This is a genomic window from Pseudomonas sp. S3_E10 (genome assembly GCF_054667615.1).
Genome location: NZ_CP162743.1, coordinates 4169563 through 4187550 on the forward strand (window position 1 = coordinate 4169563; position 17988 = coordinate 4187550).

At 57.7% G+C, this 17988-nt stretch carries 19 protein-coding genes and 4 tRNA genes; 13 read left to right on the top strand and 10 right to left on the bottom strand.

Annotated features, from left to right (window positions below; translation table 11 throughout):
* Positions 1-47: 47 nt before the first annotated feature.
* The 8 genes from ltaE (at position 48) to mgtE (ending at position 7796) form a co-directional block, all read left to right on the top strand.
* Positions 48-1052: a low-specificity L-threonine aldolase gene (gene ltaE / locus AB4N98_RS19115; RefSeq protein WP_137220445.1), complete on the top strand. Its 1005-nt coding sequence runs from the start codon at positions 48-50 to the stop codon at positions 1050-1052.
* A gap of 146 nt (positions 1053-1198) precedes the next feature.
* On the top strand, positions 1199-3817 hold the full coding sequence (gene alaS, locus AB4N98_RS19120) for an alanine--tRNA ligase (protein ID WP_460148865.1): 2619 nt from the start codon (positions 1199-1201) through the stop codon (positions 3815-3817).
* A 94-nt stretch (positions 3818-3911) separates the two neighbouring features.
* Entirely contained in the window at positions 3912-5153 is a 1242-nt protein-coding gene (locus AB4N98_RS19125) for an aspartate kinase (RefSeq protein ID WP_017529425.1), read from the top strand.
* A gap of 175 nt (positions 5154-5328) precedes the next feature.
* Positions 5329-5517, top strand: coding sequence for a carbon storage regulator CsrA (gene csrA / locus AB4N98_RS19130; RefSeq protein WP_003175645.1), 189 nt, complete (start codon positions 5329-5331; stop codon positions 5515-5517).
* A 62-nt stretch (positions 5518-5579) separates the two neighbouring features.
* A tRNA-Ser gene (locus AB4N98_RS19135) sits at positions 5580-5670 on the top strand.
* A 108-nt stretch (positions 5671-5778) separates the two neighbouring features.
* Positions 5779-5855, top strand: a tRNA-Arg gene (locus AB4N98_RS19140).
* A gap of 72 nt (positions 5856-5927) precedes the next feature.
* Positions 5928-6004, top strand: a tRNA-Arg gene (locus AB4N98_RS19145).
* A 349-nt stretch (positions 6005-6353) separates the two neighbouring features.
* The gene (mgtE, locus tag AB4N98_RS19150) at positions 6354-7796 is read left to right on the top strand and encodes a magnesium transporter (protein ID WP_017529426.1); all 1443 of its coding nucleotides are present in this window, start codon (positions 6354-6356) and stop codon (positions 7794-7796) included.
* A 142-nt stretch (positions 7797-7938) separates the two neighbouring features.
* On the opposite strand, the gene AB4N98_RS19155 is transcribed toward mgtE, so the two are convergent.
* The 3 genes from AB4N98_RS19155 to AB4N98_RS19165 form a co-directional block, all read right to left on the bottom strand.
* On the bottom strand, positions 7939-8265 hold the full coding sequence (locus AB4N98_RS19155) for an Arc family DNA-binding protein (protein WP_003175643.1): 327 nt from the start codon (positions 8263-8265) through the stop codon (positions 7939-7941).
* Positions 8266-8648: 383 nt separating this feature from the next.
* Positions 8649-8816 (bottom strand): PA3371 family protein, encoded by a 168-nt coding sequence (locus AB4N98_RS19160; protein WP_017529427.1) that lies wholly within the window; start codon positions 8814-8816, stop codon positions 8649-8651.
* An 11-nt stretch (positions 8817-8827) separates the two neighbouring features.
* A complete protein-coding gene (locus AB4N98_RS19165) occupies positions 8828-9055 on the bottom strand; it encodes a hypothetical protein (RefSeq protein ID WP_017529428.1) in 228 nt (75 codons plus the stop codon).
* 324 nt (positions 9056-9379) lie between these two features.
* On the opposite strand from AB4N98_RS19165, the gene AB4N98_RS19170 reads away from it, so the two are divergent.
* Positions 9380-9456 (top strand) — tRNA-Arg (locus tag AB4N98_RS19170).
* Between the two features lie 284 nt (positions 9457-9740).
* Here the strand turns inward: AB4N98_RS19170 and AB4N98_RS19175 are convergent.
* Together AB4N98_RS19175 and AB4N98_RS19180 are read right to left on the bottom strand one after the other, a co-directional pair.
* Positions 9741-9980, bottom strand: coding sequence for a pyocin S6 family toxin immunity protein (locus AB4N98_RS19175; protein ID WP_065876827.1), 240 nt, complete (start codon positions 9978-9980; stop codon positions 9741-9743).
* 15 nt (positions 9981-9995) lie between these two features.
* Complete coding sequence (locus tag AB4N98_RS19180; RefSeq protein WP_080598162.1) at positions 9996-10187, bottom strand: colicin E3/pyocin S6 family cytotoxin; 192 nt, start codon at positions 10185-10187, stop codon at positions 9996-9998.
* A gap of 270 nt (positions 10188-10457) precedes the next feature.
* Here AB4N98_RS19180 and AB4N98_RS19185 point away from each other — a divergent pair, with 270 nt between their 5' ends.
* Positions 10458-11846, top strand: a complete 1389-nt coding sequence (locus tag AB4N98_RS19185) for an MFS transporter (RefSeq protein WP_065876826.1) — start codon at positions 10458-10460, stop codon at positions 11844-11846.
* A 61-nt stretch (positions 11847-11907) separates the two neighbouring features.
* Here AB4N98_RS19185 and AB4N98_RS19190 read toward each other — a convergent pair whose 3' ends face one another.
* From AB4N98_RS19190 to flgA, 4 genes are all read right to left on the bottom strand, one after another.
* Positions 11908-12657: a flagellar brake protein gene (locus AB4N98_RS19190; RefSeq protein ID WP_017529454.1), complete on the bottom strand. Its 750-nt coding sequence runs from the start codon at positions 12655-12657 to the stop codon at positions 11908-11910.
* 96 nt (positions 12658-12753) lie between these two features.
* A complete protein-coding gene (locus tag AB4N98_RS19195) occupies positions 12754-13224 on the bottom strand; it encodes a flagella synthesis protein FlgN (protein ID WP_017529455.1) in 471 nt (156 codons plus the stop codon).
* Between the two features lie 48 nt (positions 13225-13272).
* On the bottom strand, positions 13273-13587 hold the full coding sequence (gene flgM, locus AB4N98_RS19200; RefSeq protein WP_017529456.1) for a flagellar biosynthesis anti-sigma factor FlgM: 315 nt from the start codon (positions 13585-13587) through the stop codon (positions 13273-13275).
* A 141-nt stretch (positions 13588-13728) separates the two neighbouring features.
* Positions 13729-14493, bottom strand: a complete 765-nt coding sequence (gene flgA, locus AB4N98_RS19205) for a flagellar basal body P-ring formation chaperone FlgA (protein ID WP_026067398.1) — start codon at positions 14491-14493, stop codon at positions 13729-13731.
* A 90-nt stretch (positions 14494-14583) separates the two neighbouring features.
* On the opposite strand from flgA, the gene AB4N98_RS19210 reads away from it, so the two are divergent.
* Both AB4N98_RS19210 and cheR read left to right on the top strand, forming a co-directional pair.
* Positions 14584-15510, top strand: a complete 927-nt coding sequence (locus tag AB4N98_RS19210; protein WP_017529458.1) for a chemotaxis protein CheV — start codon at positions 14584-14586, stop codon at positions 15508-15510.
* A 53-nt stretch (positions 15511-15563) separates the two neighbouring features.
* Positions 15564-16391, top strand: a complete 828-nt coding sequence (gene cheR, locus AB4N98_RS19215; RefSeq protein WP_017529459.1) for a protein-glutamate O-methyltransferase CheR — start codon at positions 15564-15566, stop codon at positions 16389-16391.
* A 90-nt stretch (positions 16392-16481) separates the two neighbouring features.
* Here cheR and AB4N98_RS19220 read toward each other — a convergent pair whose 3' ends face one another.
* Positions 16482-17144: a hypothetical protein gene (locus AB4N98_RS19220; protein ID WP_244265374.1), complete on the bottom strand. Its 663-nt coding sequence runs from the start codon at positions 17142-17144 to the stop codon at positions 16482-16484.
* Between the two features lie 433 nt (positions 17145-17577).
* Here AB4N98_RS19220 and flgB point away from each other — a divergent pair, with 433 nt between their 5' ends.
* Positions 17578-17985, top strand: coding sequence for a flagellar basal body rod protein FlgB (gene flgB / locus AB4N98_RS19225; protein ID WP_017529461.1), 408 nt, complete (start codon positions 17578-17580; stop codon positions 17983-17985).
* Positions 17986-17988 lie beyond the last annotated feature (3 nt).

Below are 17988 nucleotides of genomic sequence, written 5' to 3' on the forward strand. Positions count from 1 at the left end.
GTAATCACTCACAAAAGGACTTATCCAACTTGCCCGAGGCCTGCTTCATGACTGTGATTGACCTGCGTAGCGATACTGTGACCCAGCCCACCCCCGGCATGCTCGATGCGATGGCCAGTGCCGTCAGCGGCGATGACGTCTACGGTGAGGACCCCAGCGTCAATCGTCTGGAAGCCGAACTGGCCAAGCGCCTGGGGTTTGCGGCCGCGTTGTTCGTGCCCACCGGCACCATGAGCAACCTGCTGGCGTTGATGGCTCACTGTGAGCGCGGCGAGGAATATATCGTTGGCCAGCAGGCCCACACTTACAAATACGAAGGCGGTGGCGCGGCGGTACTGGGCTCGATCCAGCCGCAACCGCTGGAAGTGCAGGCAGACGGCTCCCTGGATTTGAAGCACGTGCTGGAAGCGATCAAACCGGACGATTTCCACTTCGCCCGCACCCGCCTGCTGGCACTGGAAAACACCATGCAGGGCAAGGTGTTGCCCTTGGATTACCTGGCCCAGGCGCGGGCCTTTACCCGTGAGCATGGTCTGGCTCTGCATCTGGACGGGGCGCGCCTCTATAACGCAGCAGTCAAGTTGGGGGTAGACGCGCGGGAGATCGCCCGGCATTTCGATTCGGTGTCGGTGTGCCTGTCCAAAGGCCTCGGTGCGCCGATTGGCTCGGTGCTATGCGGCTCCACCGCGCTGATCGCCAAGGCCCGCCGTTTGCGCAAGATGGTCGGCGGCGGCATGCGCCAGGCCGGTTCTCTGGCGGCAGCCGGGTTGTATGCGCTGGATCATCAGGTGCAGCGCCTGGCTGACGACCACGCCAACGCCCAGTGGCTGGGGGACCAATTGCGCAAAGCGGGGTATGAGGTGGAGCCGGTGCAGACCAACATGGTCTATCTGCGCGTCGGTGACCTGGCCCCGGCGCTCCAAGCCTTTGCCGCCGAACGCGGGATCAAGTTGAGCGCCGCGCCGCGCCTGCGTATGGTCACCCATTTGGATGTGAGCCGGGCTCAGATTGAGCAGGTGCTCAAGGCATTCGTCGATTTTTCGCGCAAATGAGCGTGTTGACCGTCTAATTGAGCTTCTCTATCGCATAAACACGCTGTACCACCGGCAAAGGGCCGATATAATGCGGCCTTTTGCCGTCGCTCCGTCTGATGATGTTGCGCACTGGCCTTTGGCCGCAGCCTCCGTGGAAGAACCTAATGAAAAGCGCAGAAATCCGTGAAGCCTTCCTTCGCTTCTTCGAAGAGCAAGGTCACACCCGTGTCTCCTCCAGCTCCTTGATCCCAGGCAATGACCCGACCCTGCTGTTCACTAACGCGGGGATGAACCAGTTCAAGGACTGCTTCCTGGGCCAGGAAAAACGCGCCTACAGCCGCGCCACCAGCAGCCAGAAGTGCGTACGCGCCGGCGGTAAGAACAGTGACCTGGAGAACGTCGGTTACACCGCTCGCCACCACACATTCTTCGAAATGCTGGGTAACTTCAGCTTCGGTGACTATTTCAAGAAAGACGCGATTACCTTCGCCTGGACCTTCCTGACCGGCGTGTTGAAGCTGCCCCAGGAAAAACTCTGGGTCACCGTGTACGCCACGGACGACGAAGCGTATGACATCTGGACCCAGCACATCGGCGTGCCCGTCGAGCGCATGATCCGCATCGGCGACAACAAAGGCGCGCCGTATGCCTCCGATAACTTCTGGACCATGGGCGATACCGGCCCGTGCGGCCCCTGCACCGAGATTTTCTACGATCACGGCGCCGATATCTGGGGCGGCCCGCCAGGCTCGCCGGAAGAAGACGGCGACCGCTATATCGAGATCTGGAACAACGTGTTCATGCAGTTCAACCGCACCGCCGATGGCGTGTTGCATCCGCTGCCGGCGCCGTCGGTGGACACCGGCATGGGCCTGGAGCGGATCAGTGCGGTGATGCAGCACGTTCACTCCAACTATGAAATCGACCTGTTCACCAACCTGCTGAGCGCGTCGGCGGCGGCCATTGGTTGCGCCAATGAAAGCCAGTCTTCGCTCAAGGTGGTGTCGGACCACATCCGTTCCTGCGGTTTCCTGATCGCCGACGGTGTGCTGCCGTCCAACGAAGGCCGTGGCTACGTGTTGCGCCGCATCATCCGTCGCGCTTGCCGTCACGGTAACAAGCTGGGCGCCACCGGCAGCTTCTTCTACAAAATCGTGGCCGCGCTGGTTGCCGAGATGGGCGAAGCGTTCCCGGAACTCAAGCAGCAGCAAAGCAACATCGAGCGTGTGCTTAAGGCCGAGGAGGAGCAATTCTCCAAGACCCTGGAACACGGCCTGAAGATTCTGGAGCAGGACCTGGCTGAGCTCAAAGGCACCGTGGTGCCGGGCGACGTGGTGTTCAAACTCTACGACACCTATGGTTTCCCGATGGACCTGACCGCCGACATCGCCCGTGAGCGTGAGCTGACCGTCGATGAAGCCGGTTTTGAGCGTGAGATGGAGGCCCAGCGCGTGCGTGCGCGTTCCGCCAGCTCCTTTGGCCTGGACTACAACACCCTGGTCAAGGTTGACGTACCGACCGAGTTCACCGGCTACAACGCAACCGTTGGCTCGGCCAAGATCGTTGCCATTTACAAAGACGGCAAATCGGTCGACGTGCTGAACGAAGGCGACGCAGCGGTGGTGGTCCTGGACCAGACGCCGTTCTACGCCGAATCCGGTGGCCAGGTCGGCGACTGTGGTTTCCTGAGTTCGACTTCCGGGCGCTTTGAAGTGCGCGACACCACCAAGACCGGCGGTGCGTTCCTGCATCACGGCGTGCTGGTGCTGGGCAACCTGACTATCGGCGCGCCGGTCGACACCCAGGTAGATGCCGATGTACGCCACGCCACCGCGCTGAACCACTCGGCCACGCACTTGCTGCACGCCGCGCTGCGCCAGGTGCTGGGCGACCATGTTCAGCAGAAAGGTTCGTTGGTCGACAGCCAGCGCCTGCGCTTCGACTTCAGCCACTTTGAAGCGATCAAGCCTGAGCAGATCAAGGCCCTGGAAGACATCGTCAACGCCGAGATTCGCAAGAACACCGCCGTAGAAACCGAAGAGACCGATATCGAGACCGCCAAGGCCAAGGGCGCCATGGCGCTGTTCGGCGAGAAGTACGGCGACAGCGTGCGTGTATTGAGCATGGGCGGCGATTTCTCGGTAGAACTGTGCGGCGGTATCCACGCCAACCGGACCGGCGACATCGCCTTGCTGAAAATCATCAGCGAAGGTGGCGTGGCCTCTGGTGTGCGTCGTATCGAAGCGGTCACCGGCGCTGCGGCCCTGGCCTATTTGAATGCGGGTGAAGAACAACTCAAGGAGGCGGCCAGCCTGGTCAAGGGCAGCCGCGACAATCTGATCGACAAACTGTCCGCCGTGCTGGAGCGCAACCGTGCGCTGGAAAAACAGCTGGAGCAGTTGCAAGCCAAGGCAGCCAGCGCAGCGGGCGACGATCTGTCGGCTTCTGCGGTGGACGTCAAGGACGTGAAGGTCCTGGCCGCACGCCTGGACGGTCAGGACGGCAAGGCGTTGTTGGCCCTGGTCGATCAGTTGAAGAACAAGCTCGGCCGCGCAGTGATCCTGCTCGGCAGTGTCCATGAGGATAAGGTCGTTCTGGTTGCCGGTGTAACCAAGGACCTGACTGGCCAACTCAAGGCTGGTGATTTGATGAAGCAAGCCGCTGCGGCAGTGGGCGGCAAGGGCGGTGGGCGTCCGGACATGGCGCAAGGCGGTGGTGTAGACGCCGGTGCCCTGGACGCGGCCCTGGCCTTGACCGTGCCGTTTGTCGAAGCGGGTATTTAAGGCACAGCTGACTGGCCCGTGGTTCACTCGCGGGCCATGCGGTGTGGGTTGATTGGATATTAGGCGCCCCTTTACGGGCTGAGGCGGCTTGGAAATGGCTTTGATCGTACAGAAATTTGGAGGCACCTCGGTCGGCTCTGTTGAAAGAATCGAGCAGGTGGCCGACAAGGTTAAGAAGTTCCGCGATGCCGGCGACGACCTGGTGGTGGTGCTGTCGGCCATGAGCGGCGAGACTAATCGCCTGATCGATCTGGCCAAGGCCATTAGCGGCGACCAGCAACCGCTGCCGCGTGAGCTGGATGTGATCGTGTCCACCGGTGAGCAGGTGACCATCGCCTTGTTGGCCATGGCGCTGAACAAGCGTGGCGTACCGGCGGTGTCCTACACGGGCAGCCAGGTGCGCATCCTTACCGACAGTGCGCACACCAAGGCGCGCATCCTGCAAATTGATGATCAGAAAATTCGTACTGATCTGAAAGCAGGCCGCGTGGTAGTTGTAGCGGGTTTCCAGGGTGTGGACGAGCACGGCAACATCACCACCCTCGGGCGCGGTGGTTCGGACACCACCGGTGTGGCCCTGGCCGCAGCCCTCAAGGCTGATGAATGCCAGATCTACACCGATGTGGACGGCGTCTACACCACCGACCCGCGCGTGGTGTCGGTGGCCCAGCGCCTGGACAAGATCACCTTTGAAGAGATGCTGGAAATGGCCAGCCTCGGTTCCAAGGTGTTGCAGATCCGCGCGGTGGAGTTCGCCGGTAAGTACAACGTTCCGCTGCGCGTATTGCACAGCTTCAAAGAGGGTCCGGGCACCCTCATTACTATTGATGAAGAGGAATCCATGGAACAGCCGATCATTTCCGGTATCGCTTTCAACCGTGATGAAGCCAAGCTGACTATCCGTGGCGTGCCAGACACCCCGGGCGTGGCTTTCAAGATTCTGGGCCCTATCAGCGATGCGAATGTTGAAGTCGACATGATCGTGCAGAACGTCTCGCACGATAACACCACCGATTTCACCTTCACTGTGCACCGCAATGAGTACGATGCGGCGCTGAAAATCCTGGAGAACACTGCGCGCGAAATTGGCGCCCGCGAAGTGGTGGGCGATACCAAGATCGCCAAGGTCTCGATCGTGGGTGTAGGCATGCGTTCCCACGCCGGCGTTGCCAGCCGCATGTTTGGCGCACTGGCCAAGGAAAGCATCAACATCCAGATGATCTCCACCTCGGAAATCAAGGTCTCGGTGGTGATCGAAGAGAAGTACCTGGAGCTGGCTGTACGCGCACTGCATACCGCTTTTGAGCTGGACGCTCCGGCCCGACAGGGCGAGTGATGTGTTGCCAGGAAGGCGCGGACTACCGCGCCTTTCCTTTTTTTGTAGGGCGCATGGTCTTTTGCCTGCGCTCGACAATACTTAGGCCGTTAGGGCTGCGTCCATCAGGTCGTAGGTCGAACGCCTTTTTTTTGCAGACTGTTGTTCCTGAACTGAAATGCGTGAGGAGAAAGGTATGCTGATTCTGACTCGTCGGTGCGCAGAAAGCCTGATTATCGGTGATGGCGAAATCACCGTGACCGTGCTCGGCGTCAAAGGCAATCAAGTACGTATCGGGGTTAACGCTCCGAAAGAGGTAGCGGTCCACCGCGAGGAAATCTACCTGCGGATCAAGAAAGAGAAGGACGAAGAACCAAGCCTTTAATTTTTATCGTTTTTTATGTTTGCAAACGGGGATGAACGTGGTTAATATACGCCCCGTGTTGCGGAGAGCTGGCCGAGTGGCCGAAGGCGCTCCCCTGCTAAGGGAGTACACCTCAAAAGGGTGTCGGGGGTTCGAATCCCCCGTTCTCCGCCATTATTTGCTTAGTACGTTGCAATCTGGTTTTTTCGTTAAGTTGTTGAAGTTAAACGAAAAAATAGCTTTACATAGAGATTGAACGGCCTATAATGCGCGGCAACAAATGCACTCGTAGCTCAGCTGGATAGAGTACTCGGCTACGAACCGAGCGGTCACAGGTTCGAATCCTGTCGAGTGCACCATTTAAGAGTTAGTTGCAGCAATGCAGGTAGCTTGGCTTCAGCCAGTTGTGATCTGGTCTAAAAACACAATCTGCACTCGTAGCTCAGCTGGATAGAGTACTCGGCTACGAACCGAGCGGTCACAGGTTCGAATCCTGTCGAGTGCACCATACAAACAAAAAGCCCGCCTAGTGCGGGCTTTTTGCCGTCTGGGGTTTGAGTAAGATTTATCCCAAGCGCTGTTTTTCTCTCGCCTTCATGTGTTTTCCTTTCGCGCTGCGTCGTCGCAGATCCTAGATGCAGCCAATACTCAACTTTGGCTCGCAAGCGCTTGTTCTTTCCAGTTTTTTGACGTTAAAACCAGCCGAGCGGTGTATCATTGCGCCCGTCAGCCCCGCCGGGGCTTGTGGAATACCTCCATGGACTTACCCAGTAGTTACTCAGTACCCCGTTTTACCAATCATGAATTGACTGATTGATCCTTCCGGCGTGCCCCGCTGCTGGGAGTGGAGTTCGCCTATGACCGAAGTAGAAGTAAAGAAAACACAAGAAAGCCTGCAGGATCGCCTGGCTCAAGTCATCGAGCTGCTGCAGCGCCAGCGTGTGGTCGAAGACCTCACGCACCGCCAGGAAGGTCCGCATCACGACCGCGTTGAAAACCTGGTCCATCGGCAAAATCTCGTCGAGTTGCAGCGCAAGCTCGACGACCTGCACTCCGCCGACGTCGCCTACATTCTCGAAGCTTTGCCGCTCGATGATCGACTGACCCTCTGGCAGTTGGTCAAGGCTGACCGCGACGGCGACATCCTCCTCGAAGTATCCGACTCGGTCCGTGAAACCCTGATCGCCGACATGGACGATCACGAACTCCTGGCCGCGGCCAAGGAGATGGACGCCGACGAGCTGGCTGACCTGGCGCCTGAGCTGCCTCGAGATGTTGTCCACGAGCTGATGGAGGCTCTCGACGGCCAGCAGCGTGAGCGTGTGCGCTCCGCGTTGTCCTATGACGAGGACCAGGTCGGCGCCCTGATGGACTTCGAGATGGTCACCATTCGTGAAGACGTCAGCCTGGAAGTGGTACTGCGTTACCTGCGCCGGCTCAAAGAGCTGCCGGGCCATACCGACAAGTTGTTCGTGGTCGACTACGAAGGCATTCTCAAGGGGGTGCTGCCGATCAAGCGCCTGCTGGTCAACGACCCTGAGAAGAAAGTGGCTGATTTAATGGCCAGCGATACCGTGAGCTTTCATCCGGATGAAGATGCCTACGATGCGGCGCAGGCGTTTGAGCGTTACGACTTGATTTCGGCGCCGGTGGTCGACAAAAACGGCAAGTTGATCGGCCGTCTGACCATCGATGAAATGGTCGACCTGATTCGTGAGGAAAGTGAAACCGAAGTCCTCAACATGGCGGGTTTGCGTGAAGAGGAAGATATTTTTGCGTCAGTCTGGCGTTCGCTGCATAACCGCTGGGCCTGGCTGGCCGTTAACCTGATTACCGCGTTTATCGCTTCTCGGGTGATCGGCTTGTTCGAAGGCTCCATCGAAAAACTGGTGGCCTTGGCGGCATTGATGCCGATTGTGGCGGGTATCGGCGGCAACTCCGGTAACCAGACCATTACCATGATCGTGCGCGCAATGGCGCTGGACCAGGTGAGTACGGCTAACTCTTCGCGCCTGTTGCGCAAGGAGCTGGCGGTGGGGCTGGTCAACGGTCTGGTGTGGGGAGGCGTGATCGGGGTTGTCGCCTACTTGCTGTATGGCAGTTGGTCCCTGGGGGTGGTCATGACCGCCGCCATGACCCTCAACCTGCTGCTGGCTGCGTTGATGGGCGTGCTGATCCCCATGACGCTGGCACGTCTCGGTCGCGACCCTGCCATGGGGGCCAGTGTCATGATCACTGCCATGACCGACAGCGGCGGTTTCTTCATCTTCCTGGGGCTGGCGACAATCTTCCTGCTTTGATCCCTTGTGGGGGCGGCTTGCGTTGGTGAGCAAGCTTCCCTTGCCGCAGCAGGCCGGCCCCAACCCTTGCCCAGTCCGGGCGCCCTTGAAAGGCGCGCAAAAAAAAGCCAGCACATGGCTGGCTTCGGCTATCAGTTGCAGATCAATTGGCTTCTGCGGCTGCCTCTACGTCGTGCGCGATAAGCGAGACCAGGGCATTTTGCTGGCGATGGGAGAGCTGACGAAAACGCTGCAGCAGTTCGCGTTCGTGCAGTGACAGCTCTGGGCTGTCCAGGCGCATGCTCAACTCGTCGCCCAGCGCACCTTCCTGAATAAGGCTTTGTTCCAGGCGCGCGATGATTTCAGAGTTCATGCTGCGATGATGATTGCGAGCCACCTCGGCAATGCGTTCCCGCATTCCGTCTGGCAGACGTACGACGAACTTGTCAGCCGTACGGCTTGAATAGATTGCCTGTTTCAATGGGCGCATATATTTAACCGGTTAGTTCAGGGGAGCGGTTTTTGGAATTGGCCGCAAGATGAGTGTTAAGACAAGACTCACGACCAAAGTTCAACCCGAATTGCAAAGAGGCCGCATCATGCCTCAGATTTGCCAGTTCCTTGGCGTCAATTCTGTGACAAATATTGAACTGCCTAAAGGCTTTATGCCAGCACTCATTTGCATTTTTGCGGACTGGTTGGAAAAATCTTTCGCGCGGGATGCCCAGGGCGATTTCCGCGCAGAACCAGGCTGCATAAGGGTTTGAGGCCGAACATCCTATCGCAAACTGGCCTTTTGCCCTGTTGTTTAAGACTAGTGGCAATTTGCTGATTTACTAGGTTGAGGCGACATAAGGTAGGGCGGGGAACGGGCTAGCGCAAAATCGGGTCGAACTTGATGCGTCGGCCTACGATAAGCGTCAGCAGCAGAAGGCAGGCGAATACGCCGCTGGCAATCTGTGCGGTGGTGTGGCCGGTTCCCAAGCCGAACCCGGCGGTGGCAATGAACAGGCACAGAAACAGCCAGGCAGATTTGCTCATGAGTGCTTTTCTCAGAAAACCCAATGTTCAGAGGCTGGCGAAGCCTGACTACCTTGAGCCAAGCGCAGTGGCGCTTGCGCGGTCGGGGTCATCACCGCCAGTTGCGGGCGTTGTTGCAGATGGTGTGGCACGGCCTGGCTGATCTGCGCGGGGTCGTTGCTGCCGGTCGATTGGAAATGAAACATCACCAGCGCAGCCAGGGCGACGGTATTGAGGGCTAACAGAAGGGCACTGTTCATGGTCATGTTCTCCGTTTAACGCCGTGGCTGAGGGGGTTCACATGAAACATTGCAGGTCGCGTGCCAATCTATTATTTCAATAAAATCAAATGGTTGAGTCTACCTTAAGTGGCTTTCGGGTTGCAATTTGCAATGCTGGCATTTTGTCGCAGTGCATTCTGCACGATGGCGTCATGTGCCGGTGTTTACAGGGTTGAGCGACGATCGCATTCGCAAGTATCGGCCTACGCTCAAAAAGCCCACGGACGACATGACAAAACCTAACTCGACCGTTAACATGCACGCCGTCCGTCGCAGTGCCCCTGAGCCCGATGGCTGTCATTTGTCCCAGTAGCTCAATTGGATAGAGCATCCCCCTCCTAAGGGGAAGGTTGGCCGTTCGAACCGGCCCTGGGACACCATATTATTCAAGGCTTGTAGCGCTTTTTTTTCTTCTCTTGGCTCTCATGTGGACAGCGTGGGTGCAGCAGTAACAATTCAGGCAGAAAAAATCCCCGCTAAGGTTTGACCTGGTGAGACTTTTTTCGCCGGATGGTGACGAAGAATGCTTATCCGTTGTGCTACGGAGTGAGAGATTTCCCCCACCGCTTGGTTACGGTTTGGATTTCGAGCCCCATTACCTGAATACTCACTTCCAATCGGTGATATTCAGGCGATGTCAGGCGGGCGGTCATGATCGTCGTTGCTATGCTCTTACCCCGATGAAGAGGTCCAAGCTCATCGGCAATTGTTCATTGATTGCTAAGGCAATTTGCTGCACTTGGTTTTCTGTTAGTGGAAGCTCTCCGTCGGCCTCCGCCGCCAAACTTTTCCAGCCCAGCACCTCCATAACCGCTTGCTGAAACTCAGGGCTTATCTCGAGCTCAAATTTAATTGAGTCATCTTCGTTGGCGTCAGCGAGAAACCCCGTAATTTCTAAAAACATCTTGGCCCTCCAATATCACTTTGATGTGGTACGTCCTGGTTCAGCGTCCTTTGTTCGCTCTCCTGTTCCTGGGTTGAACTCCCCCAGGTGCTTGCCTTGTTTGTCGTATAGCTCGACTCTGCCGTTCTCATAATCCCATTCATAAATTCTGCCTTTGCGATCTTTCCAACGACTTCGTTTTTTGCCTGCGCCCTGGACACTCGACATCTGTTTTGCGCGTATTGCATCTGGGCTACATTTTTTGTTGGCATTCGGTCTTTTCACCTACCAATCGAACCTTGCCGCCGATCGAGGTTCACAGCAGGTGCGTCGCGTCTTTTATCGTAACGATGTACCTTGCACGCCACCCGGCAGCGTCTGAGCGGTTAAGCAAAATAATCCCCGGAAACAGCCTCTGCCGCCTGTCCGGAACCTGCCACCCGGGACTATCATGCCGATAGCCCTGTTTCTAACTGCAAGGAGCCGCTCGGAACGCCGATGCGCCAGATCTGGAAATCTTTTCGAGCCCTTTATTTCGCTTCCTTGATGATGCTGATCGGCTCCGGCCTGCTCAGTACTTACCTGGCCTTGCGCCTGGCGGCTGACCATGTCGACAGCTTGTGGGTGGGTGCGCTGATGGCGGCCAACTATTTCGGCCTGGTGCTGGGCGGCAAGATCGGGCATCGCCTGATCGCCCGGGTCGGGCATATTCGCGCGTATGCGACCTGTGCCGGTATCGTCGGTGCGGCGGTGCTGGGGCATGGTTTGGTCGACTGGTTGCCGGCCTGGATCGTGCTGCGGGTGATCGTTGGCCTGGGCATGATGTGCCAGTACATGGTGATCGAAAGCTGGCTCAACGAGCAGGCGGATGCCAAGCAGCGTGGCGTGGTGTTCAGCGGCTATATGATCGCTTCCTACCTTGGCTTGGTGTTGGGGCAGTTGATTCTGGTCATGCATCCTCAACTCGGCCTGGAGTTGTTGATGCTGGTCGCGCTGTGCTTTGCCTTGTGCCTTGTGCCGGTGGCCATGACCCGACGCATCCACCCCGCGCCCCTGCACCCCGCACCGATGGAGCCGCGTTTCTTTATCAAGCGCGTGCCGCAGTCGCTGAGCACGGTATTGGGGGCGGGGTTGATTGTCGGCTCTTTCTATGGCCTGGCACCGCTGTATGCGTCCCAGCAGGGGCTCACCACCGAGCAAGTGGGTTTGTTCATGGGTAGCTGCATTTTTGCCGGACTGCTGGTGCAGTGGCCGCTGGGATGGTTGTCTGACCGCTATGATCGCGCGCTGTTGATTCGTTGTTTTGCCCTGTGCCTGGCGGTGGCGGCATTGCCGCTCGCAATCATGACCCAGGTGCCGCTGGAGGTTTTGTTCGTCGCAGGCTTCCTCTGCTCGCTGGTGCAGTTCTGTTTGTACCCGCTGGCCGTGGCGTTTTCCAATGACCATGTCGAAGGTGATCGCCGCGTGTCGCTGACAGCCATGTTGCTGGTGACATATGGCATCGGCGCCAGTATCGGGCCTTTGCTGGCGGGTGTGGTGATGAAGATGTTCGGCAGCCAGATGCTTTACGCGTTTTTCAGCCTGTGTGCGTTGATTCTGGTGTGGCGCATCCGGCCAAAAGCCGTCACCAACCTGCACCAGGTGGAGGACGCCCCCCTGCATCACGTGGCGATGCCCGACAGTATGTCCAGCTCACCGCTGGTGGCTGCACTTGACCCGCGGGTGGATGAGGCCGTGGTCCAGGAGCAGATGCAGACCACTGCGCCTGAGCCTGAGCCTGAAACCGAGCCAGAGCAGCCGCCGATAGAGGAGCCAGGCTGCGAAGCGCCACCCGAGCATCCGGACCCGGACGAGCATCCCCATGACCTCAGCAGGGCACGCCCCTGAACGAAAAAAACGGGCAGATCCCCAAAGGATCTGCCCGTTTTTTTGTGACGACCTGTATGTATTAAAAATCGTCGTCTTTATCGAACCGTCGCGCTTCACGCTGCAACTGGTACACAAAGCGCTCGACCTGGCGCTGTACCAGCCCACTCATGTTGTGGAAGCGTACGCCGGCAAAGGTCGTATTGATCTTTTCTTCGAAGTGCAGGTAACGCAATTCGACCGAGGTGGTCATGCTGCCAAAGGGCAGGGCGGCAATAAATCGGTCGTAGACCTGGCCCAATTGCAGGCGCTCGGAGATATTGCCTTCAAAACGCAGCTTGCAGCCGGTGGCGGAAATATCCAGCAATTTACCGTTGACCGGCGCCTTGAGTTTTTCGCCACCCAGTTCGATGTTGACCAATTGCGCCAGCTTCAACGCGGCACGGAACGCATTTCGACGCTGATGGTAGACCACCTCGTCCGGCAGGCTGCCGGTGTAAATGCGGTGGCCGTCTTTCGCGCTGATAGCCAGGGTGCCCTTGCTTTCCCAGGCAACGCGAACGCCATCGTGGAAGCCTTCGATGCGGAAGGGCTCGCCGCTCTCAAGGTAGCGTTCGCCGTCGCGTGGAATCATTTCGTCCAGTGCCAGCGTGTTGCTGTCACGGTTGACGTCCACCAGATAGCTTTGGAAGCGCTGGCTGCGTTCGTGGAAGGTGATGATCAGCGGGTCATGGCTGTCTTGCAGCATCCGCAAGGTGCCGGCGATTTCCAGAGGCGTGGTGAGCACCTTGGGTGGCTGCGGGGCATCTTCCGCATTAAGGGCGTTGAACACGGTTCTTCCATCTCCAGACAAAATACGACTACACGCAAGAACCGGCATTTTGCCAGCATGTGGCGCGCCTTGGATAGGGCGCACGGTAAACCGATGTCAGGCTTGGCTGCGGGTGCTTGGTTTGACCAGACGCGAGGTGGAACCCTGGGCGTTATACAGCGCCGGCGGCTCTCCGCCGTGAAGTATGCGTAACTGGTTGGCGGTCGTGGCTTGCTGAAGCTGGATCGACTGACCGTTGAGCCGGTTGGCTTCCTGGCACTGGGCGAGCAACTGATTGAGTTCTTTGCTCTGGGACAGCAATTGGTCGCCAACCGAGGAGTGGCTGGCCAACTGCGCCAGGCCGTCATGGTCTGCCGGCAGGCCGAGACTACTGAGGATCTGGCTGCGTTTTTTGCCGTGTTGCTCCAGCAGCACAATCAGCGATTGCTTGCGCGCCAGAATTTCTTCCAGCAGCGGCATATCCCGGCCATAGAGGGCCAGGGATTCTTCTTTGAGCAGCTCGAGCAATTGTTGCGTCGGCGCTAGATCATCAATGATCAGTTGCAGCAAATTTTCGTCGTGATGCATGGCTGGCCTTGGGGTTTAAGCGTCCAAAAGCCCTGCGCAGGCCTTTGCCTAGCGCTCGGCTTCGAAATTAAGCAGCTTGCTGGCTACACGGTTGCTGTCGACTTTATAGCTGCCATCGGCGATTGCCTGTTTCAACTCGGCCACGCGGGCTTTATTGACCACTGGTTGATCGCGCAGCGAGTCAGTGACCTTCTGCAACTGTTGAGCCTCATTGCTCAGGTGTACGGATTCCCCGCTTTGGCTGACGCTGGCCTGTTCTGTCAGCGGCTGGGCCTTGGCTTCGACGCTTTCTTTGGCAGCGCTGGTACGCGTAGCGCCTGACGTCGACGGGGTGTTATTCAAACGGCTGAAATCGATGACCATGATAAAAAAACCTCTGGGTATTTGGACGCTTGCCATGTTTTCGGCCATACCCGGACAAACTTTAGGCGCGAATGACAATAAATCTCCGCACGGTAAACCGCGTGCACAGTGTAGGAAAACCCAGCGTCCTGTACCAGTAATCTATAAAGCGACCTCTACCTGTCCGGGGGCTGTGACCCGCGCTTTGATCACGCGATTGGAATTGAGATTCTTGACTCGAATTTGTTCACTCATGCCGCCGTTGGACAACGCTTCACCGGGCATTTTTACATTCAGCGTACCGCTGCTGGCGGAAATTACCACTTGGTCGCCCTTGCGAATCACTTCGGCCTGTTCCAGGTGGACCAGCGTGATCACCTGATCGGTGACCACTGGTCGGGTCAATCGTTGGCCGACGGCCTGATCCAGGGACGTCAGGTAGCCCTGGCTGATCAGGCTGATGTCGCGTTCGCGTAATACAACGTCCTCAAAACCGATGATGCCGGTGCGTTTCAGTGGTCGGGCCACTACCACAACATCGCGAAACAACTTTACCTGCGCCGGCACAAACACCGTCCAAGGCGAGGCTCCGTCGCAGCGCACCCGTACCGTCACGCGGCCGATGGGCTGGGCCGGGCTTTCAAGGGTCGCTGTCAATTCCTTGTCGCACATCGGCATGCGCAGGCGGGGGTCCAATTGGTTGACTTGGATTTCATAACGCCCCGGTGTCTGTGTGGTTGCCAGATAATCTTCTACAGTGAACTCAAGAAAGCCCTGAGTGACGCCGATAAGGAGATCAGGCAAGGTGACGTTCTCTGCGCGGGCCGTGGTGTTCAGGCTCAAAGCAAGCAACGCCACCGAGGCGCAGAGCAATCTGCGGTAACGTGGGAGTCGAAGGCGTCGGGAAACTGTCGTTTTAATGTCCATGGCCAATAAATAGCAAGGCTCGTGCCGTTTAGTGTTGGGTGCGCGCTGCCGTGTAGGTACAGCCCAAGGTTTTAGCGTAGGAGTAAAGGCATGGCAGGTGTAATGGATTCAGTAAACCAGCGCACACAGCTGGTAGGGCAGAATCGCCTGGAGTTGTTGCTTTTTCGCCTCGATGGCAAGCAACTCTATGGCATCAATGTGTTCAAGGTACGGGAAGTGCTGCAGTGCCCCAAGCTGACGATCATGCCCAAATCCAGCCCGGTGGTGTGTGGCGTGGCCAATATTCGTGGTGCGACCATTCCGATTCTCGACCTGGCCCTGGCCACAGGTTCGGCAGGCTTGCAGGACCGCGAAAGCCCATTCGTGATCATTACCGAATACAACACCAAGACCCAGGGTTTCCTGGTGCGCTCGGTGGAGCGCATCGTCAACATGAACTGGGAAGAGATCCATCCGCCACCCAAGGGCACCGGCCGCGACCACTACCTCACGGCGGTGACGCGGGTCGATAACCAGTTGGTGGAAATCATCGACGTAGAGAAGATCCTCGCCGAAGTGGCGCCGACCTCGGAATCGATTTCGGTCGGTGTGGTTGACGCGGAGACGGCGCACAAGGCGGTCTCGCTGCGGGTGCTCACAGTGGACGACTCCTCGGTGGCGCGTAAGCAGGTGACCCGTTGCCTGCAAACCGTCGGCGTGGACGTAGTGGCGCTCAACGACGGCCGCCAGGCGCTGGACTATCTGCGCAAACTGGTGGATGAGGGTAAGAAGCCGGAAGAAGAATTCTTGATGATGATTTCCGACATCGAGATGCCGGAAATGGATGGCTACACTCTCACGGCCGAAATACGCAGCGATCCACGCATGCAAAAATTGCATATCGTCCTGCATACTTCGTTGTCGGGTGTATTCAATCAGGCGATGGTCAAGAAAGTCGGTGCCGATGACTTCCTGGCCAAATTCCGTCCTGATGACCTGGCATCCCGGGTGGTCGACCGGATCAAGGCAGCAGAATAATAATAGCCAGGGGCTTTTTCCCTGGCGGTCATACGATTTTAGAGGCGGTATCAGTGTCTACAGGTAATTTGGATTTTGAGCAGTTCCGGGTCTTCCTGGAAAAAGCCTGTGGGATATTGCTCGGTGAAAACAAGCAATACCTGGTATCCAGTCGTCTTAACAAACTAATGGAGCAGCAGGGTATCAAGTCCCTGGGTGAGTTGGTTCAACGGATCCAGGGCCAGCCGCGCAGTGGGCTCAAAGAGATGGTGGTCGATGCCATGACCACCAACGAAACCCTGTGGTTTCGTGACACCTACCCCTTTGAGGTGCTCAAGAGCAAGGTGCTGCCGGAGGCTATCAAGGCCAGCCCGGGCCAGCGTCTGCGCATCTGGTCGGCGGCCTGTTCTTCGGGGCAGGAGCCGTATTCCATCTCGATGTCCATCGATGAGTTCGAGCGGACCAACATCGGGCAATTGAAGGCCGGTGCGCAAATTGTCGCCACCGATCTGTCCGGCACCATGCTCACCAACTGCAAGACCGGTGAGTACGACAGCCTGGCCCTGGGCCGTGGTTTGTCCCAAGACCGGTTGCAGCGCTACTTCGAGCCTAAAGGCGCCGGGCGCTGGGCGATCAAGGCGCCGATCAAAAACCGCGTGGAGTTTCGCTCGTTCAACCTGCTCGACAGCTACGCCAGCCTGGGCAAGTTCGACATGGTGTTTTGCCGCAACGTGCTGATCTACTTCTCGGCCGAGGTGAAGAAAGACATCCTGTTGCGCATCCATGGCACGCTCAAGCGTGGCGGCTACCTGTTCCTGGGTGCTTCCGAAGCGCTGAACGGCCTGCCGGATCACTTCCAGATGGTGCAGTGCAGCCCCGGCATCATTTACCAGGCCAAATAACCGGCGCTTTAAAAACAAAAACGGGAGACCTTTGCAAAGTCTCCCGTTTTTTATTCGCGCAAAATCGCTGCCGGTCCTCATCAACAGCGCTCAGGGCGTGGTGCTCATTTGGAGGGGCCCCAGGGACAGGCCATGTTGCCCGCTGGGCACTGTTGCGTTGAAGATGCCGAGTCGCACGGTTCCCGTCGTGGCGGCGGTAAATGTTCCTGTTCCGATTTGGCGTCGGGCATCGGTAATAGTGGTGACGTCAGGCCCGATCCGGCTGCCGTTTATCGTCATGTGCAGGGTCGACCCGTCGCTGACGGCTGTACTTCCCGTCACCTCGAAGCTGCAGTTATAGGTGCGTCCTGCCGTTACCGGAACTGCACGGGTGATGATGTGGGAGCTGGTGGCCTGATTGTTGAACTGGTTAACGACCACGCGGCTACCGATCACGCTTAGCCGCGACACATAGACGCCTTGTGCTACCCAGCCTTGAAAGGTGCCGTCGCTGAAGTCCCATGACTGGTCTGGTGGCACCACAATGGGCAGGCGACCGATGTTTACTCTCGCCTCCCCTGCAGTGGAATACAGCCCTCCACGCAGGATGCGGGCCCGCAACTGGACTTCGGTGCCCGCACTGGCGATGACAATGTTCGTGGGAATCAGAATCCGCAGCGAAGCGGTGCTGTGGGCAATATTAAAGCTTTGATTGTGCGTGCCACCAAGAACGGTGCTGTTGAGGCTCAAATAGAAATAATCGGCTGGCTGCATAGGAAAATCCAACCTCAGTATGGCGACGTCGCCGCTCAGTCGGGCAGGGTCAAGATTCGGGATCGGCTGTGTCGAATCCTGTTCGACAAACCTGGGGGCCGGGATTATCAACATGTCGAGCCTCTGCGTTGTGCTTAAGGGGGTCGGTTGATAAAGCATCAAAGCCTACGCGTGTCGCAATTGTCATAAATAACAGTACGGACAAACGGTTAAATACCCCGGCCCCCTGCGCACACCGTTTATAGCCCTCCACTCGCAAGCGGCAAGCCCGATTGCCGCTTTACTGGCGCTACGCGGAAATCGCTTGCCGCTTTTCTGGCATCACCGCCGGCAACATTGCCGCAAGCCCTTGAAATTCGGGCTCTGCTCAGGTTGGCATGCACCTTGCTATAGTCCTGTTAACGAACAGCAGGTCAGCCTAAAGGTTTCCGCCATGAGCATCAGCTTCGATAAAGCGCTCGGTATCCACGAACAAGCCCTGGGCTTCCGCGCCCAGCGTGCCGAAGTCCTGGCCAACAACATTGCCAACGCCGACACCCCGAACTACAAGGCTCGGGACCTGGACTTCTCCGCTGTGCTCGCTGCACAGCAGGACAAGACCAAGAACGGCACCTTCGCCTTGAACATGACCAACAACCGTCATATCGAAGCGCAAGGCCTGAGCAGTGGTGACGAGTCGTTGCTGTATCGCACGCCGATGCAGCCATCGATCGACCAGAACACCGTCGACGCCCAACTGGAGCAATCGGCTTATGCCGAGAACTCGGTGAACTTTCAGGCCAGCTTTACCCTGCTCAACAGCAAATTCAAAGGGCTGATGTCAGCCCTGCGTGGAGAGTAAGCC

Bases quoted from the DNA above. Each gene is read 5' to 3' on its own strand.
- ltaE (WP_137220445.1), top strand. From the start codon at position 48: ATGACTGTGATTGACCTGCGTAGCGATACTGTGACCCAGCCCACCCCC.
- alaS (WP_460148865.1), top strand. From the start codon at position 1,199: ATGAAAAGCGCAGAAATCCGTGAAGCCTTCCTTCGCTTCTTCGAAGAG.
- AB4N98_RS19125 (WP_017529425.1), top strand. From the start codon at position 3,912: ATGGCTTTGATCGTACAGAAATTTGGAGGCACCTCGGTCGGCTCTGTT.
- csrA (WP_003175645.1), top strand. From the start codon at position 5,329: ATGCTGATTCTGACTCGTCGGTGCGCAGAAAGCCTGATTATCGGTGAT.
- mgtE (WP_017529426.1), top strand. From the start codon at position 6,354: ATGACCGAAGTAGAAGTAAAGAAAACACAAGAAAGCCTGCAGGATCGC.
- AB4N98_RS19155 (WP_003175643.1), bottom strand. From the start codon at position 8,265: ATGCGCCCATTGAAACAGGCAATCTATTCAAGCCGTACGGCTGACAAG.
- AB4N98_RS19160 (WP_017529427.1), bottom strand. From the start codon at position 8,816: ATGAGCAAATCTGCCTGGCTGTTTCTGTGCCTGTTCATTGCCACCGCC.
- AB4N98_RS19165 (WP_017529428.1), bottom strand. From the start codon at position 9,055: ATGAACAGTGCCCTTCTGTTAGCCCTCAATACCGTCGCCCTGGCTGCG.
- AB4N98_RS19175 (WP_065876827.1), bottom strand. From the start codon at position 9,980: ATGTTTTTAGAAATTACGGGGTTTCTCGCTGACGCCAACGAAGATGAC.
- AB4N98_RS19180 (WP_080598162.1), bottom strand. From the start codon at position 10,187: ATGTCGAGTGTCCAGGGCGCAGGCAAAAAACGAAGTCGTTGGAAAGAT.
- AB4N98_RS19185 (WP_065876826.1), top strand. From the start codon at position 10,458: ATGCGCCAGATCTGGAAATCTTTTCGAGCCCTTTATTTCGCTTCCTTG.
- AB4N98_RS19195 (WP_017529455.1), bottom strand. From the start codon at position 13,224: ATGCATCACGACGAAAATTTGCTGCAACTGATCATTGATGATCTAGCG.
- flgM (WP_017529456.1), bottom strand. From the start codon at position 13,587: ATGGTCATCGATTTCAGCCGTTTGAATAACACCCCGTCGACGTCAGGC.
- flgA (WP_026067398.1), bottom strand. From the start codon at position 14,493: ATGGACATTAAAACGACAGTTTCCCGACGCCTTCGACTCCCACGTTAC.
- AB4N98_RS19210 (WP_017529458.1), top strand. From the start codon at position 14,584: ATGGCAGGTGTAATGGATTCAGTAAACCAGCGCACACAGCTGGTAGGG.
- AB4N98_RS19220 (WP_244265374.1), bottom strand. From the start codon at position 17,144: ATGCAGCCAGCCGATTATTTCTATTTGAGCCTCAACAGCACCGTTCTT.
- flgB (WP_017529461.1), top strand. From the start codon at position 17,578: ATGAGCATCAGCTTCGATAAAGCGCTCGGTATCCACGAACAAGCCCTG.